This is a genomic window from Jatrophihabitans sp. (assembly GCF_046262535.1).
In the GTDB taxonomy this organism is placed as follows: domain Bacteria; phylum Actinomycetota; class Actinomycetes; order Mycobacteriales; family Jatrophihabitantaceae; genus Jatrophihabitans.
Window position 1 is genome coordinate 1 of sequence record NZ_JBHEMO010000024.1, and the last position, 13,490, is coordinate 13,490.

The following is a 13,490-nucleotide window of genomic DNA, read 5'->3' on the forward strand; positions in this document are numbered from 1 at the left end:
CCCTCGATGCTCGTGCGCGGCGAGGGCTGGCTGCTCAACACCGCCTCGGCCGCCGGCCTGCTGACCTCGCCGGGCGATGCGCCGTACACCGTCACCAAGCACGGCGCGGTGGCCCTGGCCGAGTGGCTGGCCGTCACCTACGGCGATCAGGGGATCGGGGTCAGCGTGCTCTGTCCGATGGGGGTGGCCACCCCGCTGCTGATGGACCCGCTGGCCGCCGGTGATCTGCATGTCAGCTCCTCCCGAGTGCGCAGAGCAGGTCGAGGGTCGGTGGGCCGGCCGGCGTAGGCAGCAGCGCGATCGCCGGCGTCTGCACGCCCGCGTCCACATACGCCTGCACGTGCTCACGGCACGCCTGCGGGCTGCCGTGCACCACCAGCGCGTCGATCACCTCGTCCGGAATCGCCGCAGCGGCGCCCGCCCGATCGCCCGCCGCCCAGGCCTCGTGCATAGGCTTCAGGATCTCGCCCCGGCCCAGCCAGTCATGGAAGGCGGCGTAGGCCGGCACGGTGAGGTAGGTCGAGATGAGCAGCTTGCCGATGTTGCGGGCGAACTCGGAGTCCTCGGTCGGGCAGACGAAGATCCGGGCGACGACCTCGGCGTCGGGGTTGCCGACGGCGGCGGTGCAGGTCGGGACGTCGGTGCTGGCCAACCAGTTGAGGATCGCGCCGTCGGCTTCCCGGCCAGCCAACCGGAGCATCTGCGGGCGCAGCGCGGCGAGCACGATCGCCGGCGGCGGGGTCGGCGCCTGCTCGAGCTTGAACCGCTTGATCGTGAACGAGTCGAATTCGCCGTCGACCCGCCCGCCGGCCAGCGCCGTCTTGACCGCCCGCAGGACGTCGCGGCTGCGCTTGTACGGTTCCTCGAACGCGATGCCATTCCAGTTGCCGACGATCACCGGGCTGGACGCGCCCAGGCCGAGCACGAACCGGCCGGGAGCAGCAGCGGCCAAGGCCGCCGCCGACATGGCGATCAACGCCGGGCCGCGGGTGTAGACGGGAACGATGGCGGTGCCGAGACGCAGCGTCGGCTCCCACGCCGCGGCCAGCGCCAGGGGGGTGAAGGCGTCGGTTCCGTTGGTCTCGGCCGACCAGACGTCGGTGTAGCCGAGGTCGGGCAGCGCGCGGATGATCTCGGCGTGCTCGGCGAGCGGCACCCCGGTCAACGGGATCGTGAGTCCCCATCGCTGGGTCATGCGGACGTCTCCAATGCGGCGAGGACGAGGTCGGCGAGCTCGTCGGCGAGTTGGGCCGGGCGCTTGCGGCCCGTCGGCTTGTACCAGAGCGGCAGCTCGTTGACGAAGCCGAAGATCGTGAACGTCACCGTGTCGGCACTGGCCACGCTCGCGAACTCCCCCGCTGTCTGGGCGTCGCGGATCAGCCGCCGGACCGTGTCGTGGTAGCGGCGCCGGGCCTGCCGGTACTGCGCCGTGCGCTCGTCGCCCAGCCGGTTCATCTCGCGCCAGAACACCAGCGCGGGACGGGCGCTGGCGGCCGTGGTGACGACCAGGTCGGCGATGAGGGCCCGCAGGGTGTCGGCCGGGGACAGTTGACGCCGGAGGATCTCGTCCATGCCGTCGAGCTGGCGGCCGATGAGGTCGCCGTAGACCTCGTAGAGCAGCGCCTCCTTGCTGGCGAAGTGGTGGTAGAAGCCGCCCTTGGCCACCCCGGCGCGGGTGATCACCTGGCTGACGCTGGTCCCGTCGAAGCCCTGCTGGGCGAACAGCTCGACCGCCGCGTCCAGCACCCGCTCCCGGGCGTCCGGAGCGGCGGTCACGGCGTCGGGCCGTGCTTGCGCAGCTCCTCGCGGGCCACCGAGCGCAGGTGCACCTCGTCGGGCCCGTCGGCCAGATGCAGCGTGCGCAGCTGCGCCCACATGGCCGCCAGCGGGACGTCGGACGAAACCCCGGCCGCACCGAAGACCTGCACCGCCCGGTCGAGCACGTAGGACGCCGCCCGGGGCGCGGCGACCTTGATCGATGCGATCTCGGTACGCGCGTTGCGCACCCCGACGGTGTCGATCAGCCACGCGGCGTTGAGCACGAGCAGCCGGGCCTGGTCCACTGCGAGGCGCGACTCGGCGATCCACTCCTGCACGACCCCGTGCTTGGCGATCGGCTGGCCGAACGTCGACCGCGAAACCGCCCGCTGGCACATCAGCTCGATCGCCCGTTCGGCCATGCCGAGCGAGCGCATGCAGTGATGGATCCGGCCCGGTCCGAGCCGGGCCTGCGCCATCATGAACCCGCCGCCCTTCGGCCCGAGCAGGTTCTCCCGCGGGACCCGCACCTTGTCGTAATGGATGACGCCGTGGCCGCCGTGCGGGCCGTCGTCGTAGCCGTAGACGGTGGTCGACCGCTCGATCTTCACGCCCGGTGTGTCGAGCGGGACGAGGATCATCGAGTGGCGCTGGTACTTCGCCGCCTCGGGGTCGCTGACCCCCATCACGATCGCGACCTTGCACTCGGGCCGCATGGCGCCGGTCGACCACCACTTGCGGCCGTCGACGACGTAGCTGTCGCCGTCGGCGGTGATGCCGAGCGCGATGTTCGTTGCGTCCGAGGACGCGACGTCCGGCTCGGTCATCGAGAAGCACGAGCGGATCTCGCCCTGCAGCAGCGGCTCGAGCCAGTCCTTGCGCTGCTGGTCGCTCGCGAACATGGCCAGCAGCTCCATGTTGCCGGTGTCCGGGGCCGAGCAGTTCATCGCCTCAGGCGCGATCGCGGCCGACCGGCCGGACAGTTCGGCGATCGGGGCGTAGTCGACGACCGACAGCCCGGCGCCGTGCTCGCGGTCGGGCAGGAAGAGGTTCCACAAGCCGCGCTTGCGGGCCTCGTCCTTCAGCCCGGCCAGCACCTCGGGCGTTCGGAACGGGGTGCCGGCTGCGCGGTTGGCCGCGGCCTGTTCCTCGAACAGGTGCTCGGCCGGGTAGACCGAGTCGTCGAGGAACGCGCGGACGTCCTCCTGCAAAACCTGCGAACGGTCGCTGAAGGCAAAGTCCATGTGGCTCTCCTGATCGGGGTCAGCGGCCGGCCAGCGCGTGCAGCGCGGCCTGCAGCAGCATCGGCACGGCCGCGCCGAAGTGGTCGAAACCCTCGCCGACTGTCTTGCCGGCGAGGAAGCGGTGATGGATGCCCTCGGCGACGACCGCGAGCTTGAAGTAGCCGAACCCGATGTACCAGTTCAGGTGGGTCAGGTCGCGCGGCGAGCGCTCCGCGTATCGGGCCACCATCTGAGCGGCGGTGAGAAACCCGCGCTCGGGCAGCATCTGCGGCATGATCGTGTCGCCCTGCTGGGCGAGGTCCTGGTAGACGACCAGTAGGCCCACGTCGGTGAGCGGATCGCCCAGCGTCGCCATTTCCCAGTCGACGACGGCGGCGATCCGATCGATGGCCGGCGTGTACATCACGTTGGTGAGCCGGTAGTCGCCGTGCACGATCGCCGGGGCCGACTGCTCGGGCAGTGTCGACGTCAACCTCTCGACCGTGGCGGCCAGCACGTCGAGCGGCCGGGTTTCCGAAGCCTGCCACTGCTGATGCCAGCGCCGGACCTGCCGGGCCAGGAATCCGTCGGGCCGGCCGAACTCCCCCAGCCCTATCGACAGCGGGTCGACCTCGTGCAGGTCGGCCAGCGTGTGCATCAGCAACTCGCACGAGCGGGTCGCATCGGCCGGGTCGAGTGCGGCCAGCAGCGGGGGCTTGTCGAGGACGACGCCGTCGACGAAGCCCATCAGGTAGAACGGCGCGCCGAGGACGTCGGGGTCCTCGCACAGCGCGACGGCCGGAGCCACGGGAACAGCCGTGTCGGCCAGCGCACTGATCACCCGGAACTCGCGGATCATGTCGTGCGCCGTCGGCAGGACGTGGGCCAGCGGCGGGCGGCGCAGCGCCCAGGTGGTGTGCCCGTCGGTGATCCGGTAGGTCAGATTGGACTTGCCGCCGGCAATGACCGTGCCGCTCAGCTCGCCGCGTCGCAGCTCCGGGTGATGTGCGTCCAGCCATTCGGTCAGCGCCGGCAGGTCGACGCCGGGCAGCTCAGCAGTCACCCGGCCGACCCTAGAGACCGACCGGTCGGTCGGTCAAGGGTCAGTACCCGAGGCCTCGCGCAGATCAGCCGACGGGAGCCGGTTCCCGCTCGGAATTCGGGTCGGGATCGCGTCGCTCGGCGTGGCCGTGCGACGGCTCGACCCTCAGCAGGCGCGCGACACCCTCGGGCAGGTACCAGTTCCACGAGCCGAACAGCGACACGAGCGACGGCACGAGAACCGACCGCACGATCGTCGCGTCCAGCAGGATGCCGATGCCGAGCCCGGTGGCGAGGGTCTTCAGGTCGGTCCCCGGCCCGGACGCCAGCGCGGCGAAGGCGAGGAACAGGATCAGCGCCGCGCACGTCACCAACCGGCCGGTGCGGCCGATGCCCTCGATCACCGCTTCGTCGGTCGACCGGCCCGCGTCGTACTCCTCGCGCACGCGGGACAGGATGAAGACCTCGTAGTCCATGGACAGGCCGAACAGGAATGCGAAGATCATCATCGGAATCCAGAACGTGACCGCGCCGGTTCCATGGATGCCGAAGATCGCGTTCGACCCGTGCCCGTCCTGCCAGAACAGGACCATCAGGCCCAGCGTCGCCGCCAGCGACACGATGTTCAGCAGGACCGCCTTCAGCGGCAGCAGCAGTGATCGGAACGCGCGGGCCAACAGGATGTAGGTCAGCGCGGCGATCAGCAGCAGCATCAACGGGAAGTTCGCGTACACCGCGTGCAGGAAGTCGATCTGCGCGGCCCCCAGACCGGTTACGCCGAGCACGCCGGTCATGTGCTTCGTAGCGTCCTTGACGCGTGTGACCACGCCCACGCTCTTGGAGTTCACCGTCTCCTGCTGGGGCAGGACGACCAGCACCGTCTGACCGTTGCGATTGCTCGCCGGCCCGGTCGGCACCAGCACGTCGTCGACCCCGTCGACCTGGCCGAGGTCGGACGCGATCTGCTTGGCGTCGTCGCTCTTGGCCAGCACTTCGATGGGCGTGAGCCGCCCGGTGGACCGACCACCGTCCTTCAGCAGCTGCAGGGAGTCGTAGGCCGGTCCGCTGCTGGCCAGCGAGCCGGAGGACGCCTGACCGACCTTGATGCCGAACAGGACCCCGACCAGCACCCCGAGCGCAGCCAGGGCGGTGATGGCGGCGATCCACCGGCGGCGGACGATCAGGCGCGCCCAGCGGCTCCACACCCGGCTGGCCCGGTCCTCGTGCCGGATCCGGGGCCAGTCGACCTTAGGCCCGATGCCGGCCAGGATCGCCGGCGTGAAACTCAGCGTGGTCAGGACGCTGGCCAGTGGGATGAGGGCGCCGCCGTAGCCCATGCTGCGCATGAACGGCACCGGGAGGACCACGAGGGCGAGCAGACCGATGGCCACGGTGATGCCGCTGAACAACACCGCATGGCCGGCCGTCTCCATCGCGGCGACCACCGCCTCGTGGTTCTCCTTGCCGCGATCGCGTTCCTCGCGCCATCGGGTGACGAGCAGCAAGGAGTAGTCGATCGCGACGCCCAGCCCGACCAGCGCCACGAGGAATTCGACGATGAACGACACGTCGGTGAGGTAGGTGATCGGCAGGAGCAGCAGGAAGGTCGCCATGATCGAGGCCGCCGCGACGATCAGCGGCAGGAAGGCCAGGAACGAGCCAAAGACGAAAACGAGCACCGCCAGTGCGCCGACGGCGCCCAGCAACGTCTCACCCAGAACGCCCGGGCCACCGCTGTCGTCGCCGACGGCGAGGGTGTCCTCGCCCGTCACCCCGACCGTGCCACCGAACGGCTTGGCCGCCGCCTCGGCGCTTTGCCGGATGGGCGTGGTCAGCAGCTTGGCCGACGGTGACGGATTGAAGCGGTAGAAGACGAGGGCGTACGAGGTGCGGTCGTCCTTCGTCCGGAACGCCTTGTCGCCGGTGTTGGCCTCGTCGACGACGCGCAGGCCCGGGACGTTCTTCGCGATCGCGTCGAACGTCGCGGCGACCTTGGCCTCGTTGCCCGTGATCTTCTGCCCGGCCGGAGCGGTGACCGTCACGACGTACGGGTTCGTGTCACCCCCGTTGCCGACCAGGGCCTTGATCTTGTGCGCCGCCTCGGTGCCGGGCTGGCCCGGCAGCGAGAAGTCGACCGTCAGACGGTTGTTCACCTTGCCGGCGGCCGCGCCGCCGCCGATGATCACCAGCAGCCAGATGCCGATGACGACTTTCCGGTGGTGCAGAACGAACTCCGCCCAGCGCCGCACGATTTCCCCCTGTGCCGTTGCCCCCAATGATTGCCGGAAGTCTAGGGACGGCGGCTGACATCGCGCAGCCGCTTTCGGCGCTTTCGCTCAGCCTGTCGTGGCGTGGAAAATCGAACCCACCCCATATGTCACAGCTGCGGCGATCACGCCGAGCAGCAATTGCCGGCCGCCGGAGTACGCCCAGTTCCGGCTGGTGAACCGGGCGGCGCCGGCTCCCGCGGCGAACAGGGCGAGGACGGCTAGGATGCCCGACAGCCACAGCGAGTGCGCGCCCAGCGCGTAGGGCAGCAGCGGGAGCAGGGCGCCGATGCTGAACGCGAGCAGCGACGACCCGGCGGCCGTCCACGGGCTCGGCAGCTGGGTCGGGTCGACGCCGAGCTCCTCCTGGGCGTGAATCAGCAGGGCTTGTTCGGGGTCGCGCGAGAGCTGACGGGCGACCTGCTCGGCCAGCTCGGGTTCCACCCCGCGGGCGACGTACATCTGGGCCAGCTCGGCCAGCTCGGCGCCCGCGTTGTGCTTCAGCTCGTGCCGTTCGACCTCGAGCTCGGCATGGGTCGACTCGTTCTGGCTCTGCACCGACACGTACTCGCCGGTGGCCATCGAGAACGCACCGCCGACGAGGCCAGCCCAGCCGGCCAGGGCGACCGACGAGGAGCTGGCCGACGCCCCGGCGACGCCGGCGATCAGCGCGAAGTTGGAGACCAGGCCGTCCATCATCCCGAAGACGGTGGGACGCAGCCACCCGCCGCTGACGTCGCGGTGCTGGTGGTGGATCTCCGGATCGGGCCGGTCGGACAGGTTGGCCACCGCGTCACTCATCGGCGCTCACCTCGGCCGGCTCCGGATCCGGCTCGTTGGGGTACGGGCTGCTCTCCCGCTCGGCCTTGAATCCGTCGTGGCTGATGAACCAGGCCAGGCCGCCCAGGAAGACGACGAGACTCGTCCAGTCGTTCAGCCGCAGGCCGAGGAAGTGATTGGCGTGGTCGGTGCGCATCGCCTCGATCCACGCGCGCCCGACGGTGTAGCCCATGACGTAGAGCGCCATCACGTTGCCGCGACCCAGCCGCAACCGCCGGTCGATGAGGAGCAGCGCCACGCCGACCGCGACGTCCCACAGCGATTCGTACAGGAACGTCGGATGGAAATACCCGAGCACCGTGCTGTTCGTGCCGGGGCAGTTCGTCGCATGGCCGACATCGATGTCGAGGCAGTGGATCTGCAGCTTCCACGGCAGATTCGTGGCCCGGCCGTAGAGCTCGTTGTTGAACCAGTTGCCCCAGCGCCCGATGGCCTGCGCGAACACCACGCCCGGCACGGCCGCGTCGGCGAACACGGCCAGGCTGATGTTGCGGCGGCGGCAACCGATCCAGGCGCCGACCGCGCCCAGCGCGATCGCGCCCCAGATCCCGAGCCCGCCGTCCCAGATCTTGACCGCGTCGATGGGGTGGCGGCCGGCACTGAAGTACAGCTCGGGGTCGGTGAGCACGTGATAGATCCGGCCGCCCAGGATACCGAGGACGATGGCCCAGCCGGCGATGTCCCACACGTGGTCGGGGTTGCCGCGCCGCTCGACCCAACGCCGGGTGGTCAGCCAGATCGCCACCAGGATGCCGGCGATGATGCACAGGGCGTAGGCCCGGATCGGCAGCGGGCCGAGGTGCCAGACACTGTGTGACGGGCTGGGTATCGAGGCGAGCTGCACCCGCTCACGGTAGCCGTCGCCGATGATTAGGTTGGACGTATGGCTGATGACGTGCGTGCACTGGTGGTCCGCGAGCCGGGCGGGCCCGACGTGCTGGAGGTCCAGACCCGGCCGATGCCCGAGCCCGACGCCGGCGAGCTGGTCGTCGAAGTGGCGGCGTCCGGCGTCAATTTCAAGGACGTCTACCAGCGCGAAGGCATCTACCCCGTCACGACCCCGTTCGTGCTGGGCAGCGAGTGCGCCGGAACGGTGACCGCGGTCGGCCCGGGGGTGGTGGACGTATCGGTGGGTGACCACGTGGCCACCGCAAGTGGTGCGGGCACGCACGCGTCGCACGCGGTCGTCGCCGAATCCGCAGCCGTCCCCGTGGCCGACGGGGTCGCCCTGGACGTGGCCGCCGCGGCGATGCTGCAGGGGATGACTGCCCACTACCTGGTCAACTCGACGTATCCGCTGAGGGCCGGAGAGGTCGCACTCGTGCACGCCGCGGCCGGCGGCGTCGGACAGCTGCTCGTGCAGCTGGCCAAGGCCAAGGGCGCCCGGGTCGTGGCCACCGTCGGCAGCGCGGCGAAGGTGGACGTCGCCACCGCAGCCGGCGCCGACGACGTGATCCGCTACGACGACGTCGACGACCTGGCCGCCGCCGTTCGCGAAATCGTCCCCGAAGGCGTGGACGTGGCTTACGACGGGGTGGGCAAGGCGACCTTCGAGGCGTCGCTGGGTTCACTTCGCCGGCGTGGCCTGCTCGCCCTGTTCGGCGCGGCCAGCGGGCAGGTGCCGCCGTTCGACCTGCAGCGGCTCAACCCCGCCGGCTCGCTGTTCGTCACCCGGCCGACGCTGGACCACTACGTCGCCGACCGCGACGAGCTCTTGTGGCGCTCCGGCGACCTCTTCCGCGCGATCGCCTCGGGCGAGCTGCGGGTCGAGATCAGCGGGCGGTACGGATTGGACGAGGCCGGCCAGGCGTACCGCGATCTCGAGGGACGGGCCACGACCGGCAAGCTGCTGATCGTGCCCTGATCCGGCCTCAGCGGCGGCGGACGCCGGCGGCGAGATCCTCGGTGAGGGCCTGGACGGTCGCCACTCCCCCGCTGTCCGGTGAGTCGAGCAGGCAGCGGACGAGCGCCGAGCCCACGATGACGCCGTCGGCGAAGGCGGCGACCTCGGCAGCCTGGTCACCGTTGGAGACTCCGAGACCGACGCAGACCGGGATCTCGGGCGCGAGCGAACGGAAGCGGCTGACGAGCGTGGCCGCCGTGTCGTCGACGCTGGTCCGGGCACCGGTGACGCCCATGACCGCCGCGGCGTAGACGAACCCTCGGGACGCGGCCGCCGTCGACACGATGCGCGCGTCAGTCGAGGACGGGGCGACCAGGAAGATCCGGTCGAGGCCGGTCTCGTCGCTGGCGGCGAGCCACTCGCCCGCCTCGTCGGGGATGAGGTCCGGGGTGATGGCGCCGGACCCGCCGGCGGCCGCGAGCTCGGTAGCGAAGCGATGCACGCCGAACCGGTCGACCTGGTTCCAGTACCCCATCGTGACGGCGGCCCCGCCGGCCTCGACCACAGCCGACACCGCCCGGAGCGCGTCGGTCATGCCGACCCCGTCGCGGACGGCCTGTTCGGTGGCCCGCTGGATCGTGGGGCCGTCCATCACCGGGTCGCTGTACGGCACGCCGACCTCGACGATGTCGCAGCCGCCGGCGACGAGCGCACGCATGGCGTCGATCGAGACGTCGACGGACGGGTACCCGACCGGGAGGTAGCCGATGAGCGCGGCCCGGTTGTCGGCCTTGGCCTTGGCGAGCGCGTCGGACAGCGCGGTCACGGGGTCACGCCCTCGGGACCGCCGGGTTGCGCGCCCGCGGCCTGCGGCTCGGCCGGGGTGAGCCCGAACCAGCGTGACGCGGTCTCGACGTCCTTGTCGCCGCGGCCGGACAGGTTGACCAGGATGATCGCGTCCGGGCCGAGTTCGCGGCCGAGGTCGAGGGCACCGGCCAGTGCGTGGGCCGACTCGATGGCCGGGATGATCCCCTCGCTGCGGGCCAACAGGGAGAACGCCTCCATGGCCTGGGCATCGGTGATCGGGCGGTACTGCGCCCGGCCGAGGTCGTGCAAGTAGGAGTGCTCGGGACCGACGCCCGGGTAGTCGAGGCCGGCCGAGATGGAGTGGGACTCGATGGTCTGGCCGTTGTCGTCCTGCAGCAAGTACGAGCGCGCGCCGTGCAGGACTCCCGGCAACCCGCCGGTGATCGACGCGGCGTGCCGGCCGGTCTCGACCCCGTCGCCGCCCGCCTCGAACCCGTAGAGCTGCACGTCGGCGTCGGGCACGAACGCGGTGAAGATGCCGATGGCGTTCGATCCGCCGCCGACGCAGGCCGCGACCGCGTCGGGCAGCCGGCCGCACCGCTCGAGGACCTGTTCGCGGGCCTCGTCGCCGATGACCCGCTGGTACTCGCGCACCATCAGCGGGAACGGGTGCGGGCCGGCCACCGTCCCGAACACGTAGTTCGTGGTCTCGACGTTGGTGACCCAGTCGCGCATCGCTTCGTTGATGGCGTCCTTGAGAGTGCGCGAGCCGGTGGTCACGGGCACGACCTCGGCGCCGAGCAGCCGCATCCGGGCGACGTTGAGGGCCTGGCGGCGGGTGTCCTCCTCGCCCATGTAGACCACGCAGTCGAGGCCGAGCAGCGCGGCGGCGGTCGCGGTCGCGACGCCGTGCTGCCCGGCGCCGGTCTCGGCGATGACCCGCTTCTTGCCGATCTTCTGGGTGAGCAGGGCCTGACCCAGCACGTTGTTGATCTTGTGCGAGCCGGTGTGGTTGAGGTCTTCCCGCTTGAGCAGGATGCGGGCGCCCCCGGCGTGCTCGGCGAACTTCGGCACATCGGTGAGTGGTGACGGCCGGCCGGTGTAGTCGTGCAGCAACCGGGCGAGCTCGGCGCGGAAGGCCGGGTCGGCCTGGGTCTCGTGGAAGGCGGCGGTCAGGTCGTCGATCGCGGCGACCAGCGCCTCGGGAACGAAGCGGCCGCCGTAGGGGCCGAAGTGGCCGGTGGCATCAGGAACGGAAGCGGACATGTGCGGACTCCAGGACGCGAAGGGACGAGGGCGGCGTCAGCCGTGCCATCGTCCGTCGAAGAGGCGCCGCGTCGAATCCATGGCCGTAGCCTACCGAGCGTGTCCGAACCCCGTCCCCGCTGGTTCACCGAGTACGACGAGGGCCATTCGGCCTGGTACATCGAGCGCTTCCGGCGGCTGGCCGCCGCCGGCGATGATCTGGACGGGGAGGCCCGGTTCGTCGACGCGATGCTGCCGCGCGAGGCCCGGGTGGTCGACGCCGGCTGCGGGCCGGGCCGGGTGGGCGCGGCCCTGCACGCGCGCGGGCACACGGTCGTCGGGGTCGACGTCGATCCGGCCCTGATCGAGGCGGCTGAGGCGGACCATCCCGGTCCGCGCTGGCTCGTGGCCGATCTGGCGTCGCTCGAGCTGGCCGAGGAACCGTTCGACCTCGCGGTCCTGGCCGGGAACGTCCTCGTGTTCGTGGCGCCCGGTTCGGAGCGTGACGTGCTCGATCGGGTCGCGGCCCACGTCCGTCCCGACGGCGCTGTGGTGACCGGCTTCGCCACCGACCGCGACTACGGCGTCGGCGATCTGGACCGGGATGCCGAGGCGGTCGGCCTTGCGGTGGAGCACCGTTTCGCCACGTGGGACCTGCGGCCGTGGCGGTCGGATGCGGGCTGGGCGGTCACGGTGCTGCGCACGCCGTCGGACTAGGCCGCGTCGCCGCCGTCGGGTTCCGCGCGCCACTGGTCGCCCGGCTGCCAGCCCCGAGGCAGCTGCGGGTGCGGAGCGTGGCGGAACTTGCTCGATCGCACCTCCCATTGGCTGCGTCGACGCTCGTAGTCGCGATAGGTGCGGTTGCGTCTGAAGGTCTCGGGTGGGCGGGCCAGGCCGAAGCCGTCGGCCCACCAGTCGCCGAACACCGGATCGAGGATCGTGTCGAGGTGCGCCGGATAGCGGCGACCGGCACCGTCCGCCACGTCCTGCCATACCTCGAGCGGCACGACCAGGTGGCCGTCGACATCCACGACGGCCAACCGATAGTTCGCGGCGTTGAGGATGCGCTGGAGGTTGGGAAGGCTGGGCGTGACGGCGCCCGTCTCGATCTGGGCGATCGCCGAGGGGCTCACGTGGGCGTGCTTCGCCAGTTCCCGTTGACTGAAGTCGGCGGCGCGCCGCACTCGGCGGACGATGCCGCTCAGCGGGTAGCCGCTGAGCTCGAATCCCTTGCCCTCGCTCATGCGCGGACGATGTCAGGGCCGCCGCGTGGGGCGCCACCGGCCGGAGCGATCTGTGGACGACGCGGCCGTTGTCCACATGCCGCCGCCCATACAACAGTTCCGGCGCCTTTGCTCTGCTAACTCCGACTGAGCAAGCCCTCCGCCCCCCTGAGCAGAGCAAAACGGTGGCTTTGCTTTGCTCTGCTCAGTCGGGATGAGCGGGCGGGCCTTTGCTCTGCTCAGTCAGGATGAGCGAGCGGAGCTTTGCTCTGCTCAGTGAGGGTGAGCGGGTGCTCAGCGGGACTGCGCAAAGCAAAGGCGCTGGAACAGCACTTTGTATCGGGGGCGCCGGAGCCGGACCATGTGCGCACCCTGGAGCCGAGCGCCACGGCGGCACGCGGGCGGAGGGACGCGCGCCTAGCGCGACGGGCGTGGCGTCGCCGGATGGGCGCCGGCGGTCACCAGCTCGGCGACGGCGTGGCGCGGATCGGCGCCGGTCACCAGCGTCTCACCCACGAGCACGGCGTCGGCGCCGGCGGCGGCGTACTCGATCAGGTCGAGTGGCCCGCGCACGCCCGACTCGGCGATCTTCACGACGCCGCTCGGCAGTCCGGGGGCGATGCGCTCGAACGTCGAGCGGTCGACGTCGAGGGTGCGCAGGTCGCGCGCGTTCACGCCGATCACCCTCGCCCCAGCGTCGAGCGCACGTGATGCCTCTTCCTCGGTGTGCACCTCGACCAGGGCCGTCATGCCCAGCGACTCGATGCGCTCACGCAAACCGATCAGCGCGTTCTGCTCGAGCGCGGCGACGATCAGCAGGACGACGTCGGCTCCGTGCGCCCGGGCTTCGTGCACCTGGTACGAGCCGATCACGAAGTCCTTGCGCAGCACGGGGACCTGGACCGCCGCGCGCACGGCGTCGAGGTCGTCGAGCGAGCCGCCGAACCGGCGCTGCTCGGTGAGCACGCTGATCATCCGGGCGCCGCCCGCTTGGTACTGCACGGCCAGCGCCGCCGGGTCCCCGATGACGGCCAACTCACCCTTGGACGGACTGCGCCGCTTCACCTCGGCGATGACTCCGACGCCGGGCGCACGCAGGGCGGTCCACGCGTCTCGTGCGGGCCGGGCGGCCGCCGCGAGCTCCTTCACCGCGTCCAGGGGCAGCGCAGCCTGGCGGGTCGCGACGTCCTTGCGGACTCCCGCGACGATCTCGTCCAACACGCTCGCCACCGGATCGCCTCCC

The 13,490-nt window shown here is 70.9% G+C and carries 14 protein-coding genes; 3 read left to right on the plus strand and 11 right to left on the minus strand.

Annotation, left to right across the window (positions count from 1 at the left end; all coding sequences use genetic code 11):
- On the plus strand, positions 1–288 hold a 288-nt coding region (locus tag ABR571_RS03875; RefSeq protein ID WP_409451874.1), incomplete at its 5' end, for an SDR family NAD(P)-dependent oxidoreductase.
- On the opposite strand, the gene ABR571_RS03880 is transcribed toward ABR571_RS03875, so the two are convergent.
- The 7 genes from ABR571_RS03880 to lgt all read right to left on the minus strand — a co-directional run bounded on the left by ABR571_RS03880 (position 233) and on the right by lgt (position 7,973).
- Positions 233–1,195, minus strand: coding sequence for an LLM class F420-dependent oxidoreductase (locus tag ABR571_RS03880; RefSeq protein ID WP_409451875.1), 963 nt, complete (start codon positions 1,193–1,195; stop codon positions 233–235). The genes ABR571_RS03875 and ABR571_RS03880 overlap by 56 nt on opposite strands.
- Positions 1,192–1,776, minus strand: coding sequence for a TetR/AcrR family transcriptional regulator (locus tag ABR571_RS03885; protein ID WP_409451876.1), 585 nt, complete (start codon positions 1,774–1,776; stop codon positions 1,192–1,194). The genes ABR571_RS03880 and ABR571_RS03885 overlap by 4 nt, the downstream gene beginning before the upstream one ends.
- Entirely contained in the window at positions 1,773–3,002 is a 1,230-nt protein-coding gene (locus tag ABR571_RS03890; protein WP_409451877.1) for an acyl-CoA dehydrogenase family protein, read from the minus strand. The genes ABR571_RS03885 and ABR571_RS03890 overlap by 4 nt, the downstream gene beginning before the upstream one ends.
- Positions 3,003–3,021: 19 nt before the next feature.
- On the minus strand, positions 3,022–4,044 hold the full coding sequence (locus ABR571_RS03895) for a phosphotransferase family protein (RefSeq protein ID WP_409451878.1): 1,023 nt from the start codon (positions 4,042–4,044) through the stop codon (positions 3,022–3,024).
- A gap of 64 nt (positions 4,045–4,108) precedes the next feature.
- Positions 4,109–6,271, minus strand: coding sequence for an MMPL family transporter (locus ABR571_RS03900; protein ID WP_409451879.1), 2,163 nt, complete (start codon positions 6,269–6,271; stop codon positions 4,109–4,111).
- An 87-nt stretch (positions 6,272–6,358) separates the two neighbouring features.
- Positions 6,359–7,090: a VIT1/CCC1 transporter family protein gene (locus tag ABR571_RS03905; protein ID WP_409451880.1), complete on the minus strand. Its 732-nt coding sequence runs from the start codon at positions 7,088–7,090 to the stop codon at positions 6,359–6,361.
- On the minus strand, positions 7,083–7,973 hold the full coding sequence (lgt, locus tag ABR571_RS03910) for a prolipoprotein diacylglyceryl transferase (protein WP_409451881.1): 891 nt from the start codon (positions 7,971–7,973) through the stop codon (positions 7,083–7,085). The genes ABR571_RS03905 and lgt overlap by 8 nt, the downstream gene beginning before the upstream one ends.
- Positions 7,974–8,012: 39 nt before the next feature.
- Between lgt and ABR571_RS03915 the strand changes: the two genes are divergently transcribed.
- Positions 8,013–8,993, plus strand: a complete 981-nt coding sequence (locus ABR571_RS03915) for a quinone oxidoreductase family protein (protein ID WP_409451882.1) — start codon at positions 8,013–8,015, stop codon at positions 8,991–8,993.
- A 7-nt stretch (positions 8,994–9,000) separates the two neighbouring features.
- On the opposite strand, the gene trpA is transcribed toward ABR571_RS03915, so the two are convergent.
- On the minus strand, positions 9,001–9,798 hold the full coding sequence (gene trpA / locus ABR571_RS03920; protein ID WP_409451883.1) for a tryptophan synthase subunit alpha: 798 nt from the start codon (positions 9,796–9,798) through the stop codon (positions 9,001–9,003).
- Entirely contained in the window at positions 9,795–11,045 is a 1,251-nt protein-coding gene (gene trpB / locus ABR571_RS03925) for a tryptophan synthase subunit beta (protein ID WP_409451884.1), read from the minus strand. Before trpB ends, trpA begins: the two co-directional genes overlap by 4 nt.
- Positions 11,046–11,144: 99 nt before the next feature.
- Between trpB and ABR571_RS03930 the strand changes: the two genes are divergently transcribed.
- Positions 11,145–11,741 carry a class I SAM-dependent methyltransferase gene (locus ABR571_RS03930; RefSeq protein ID WP_409451885.1) on the plus strand — a complete coding sequence of 199 codons (597 nt, stop codon included), beginning with the start codon at positions 11,145–11,147 and terminating at the stop codon, positions 11,739–11,741.
- Here ABR571_RS03930 and ABR571_RS03935 read toward each other — a convergent pair.
- Positions 11,738–12,268 carry a helix-turn-helix domain-containing protein gene (locus ABR571_RS03935; RefSeq protein ID WP_409451886.1) on the minus strand — a complete coding sequence of 177 codons (531 nt, stop codon included), beginning with the start codon at positions 12,266–12,268 and terminating at the stop codon, positions 11,738–11,740. The two genes, ABR571_RS03930 and ABR571_RS03935, sit on opposite strands and share 4 nt — an antisense overlap.
- A 396-nt stretch (positions 12,269–12,664) precedes the next feature.
- Positions 12,665–13,468: an indole-3-glycerol phosphate synthase TrpC gene (trpC, locus tag ABR571_RS03940; RefSeq protein WP_409451914.1), complete on the minus strand. Its 804-nt coding sequence runs from the start codon at positions 13,466–13,468 to the stop codon at positions 12,665–12,667.
- Positions 13,469–13,490 lie beyond the last annotated feature (22 nt).

Bases quoted from the DNA above. Each gene is read 5' to 3' on its own strand.
- ABR571_RS03880 (WP_409451875.1), bottom strand. From the start codon at position 1,195: ATGACCCAGCGATGGGGACTCACGATCCCGTTGACCGGGGTGCCGCTC.
- ABR571_RS03890 (WP_409451877.1), bottom strand. From the start codon at position 3,002: ATGGACTTTGCCTTCAGCGACCGTTCGCAGGTTTTGCAGGAGGACGTC.
- ABR571_RS03905 (WP_409451880.1), bottom strand. From the start codon at position 7,090: ATGAGTGACGCGGTGGCCAACCTGTCCGACCGGCCCGATCCGGAGATC.
- trpB (WP_409451884.1), bottom strand. From the start codon at position 11,045: ATGTCCGCTTCCGTTCCTGATGCCACCGGCCACTTCGGCCCCTACGGC.
- ABR571_RS03935 (WP_409451886.1), bottom strand. From the start codon at position 12,268: ATGAGCGAGGGCAAGGGATTCGAGCTCAGCGGCTACCCGCTGAGCGGC.
- ABR571_RS03915 (WP_409451882.1), top strand. From the start codon at position 8,013: ATGGCTGATGACGTGCGTGCACTGGTGGTCCGCGAGCCGGGCGGGCCC.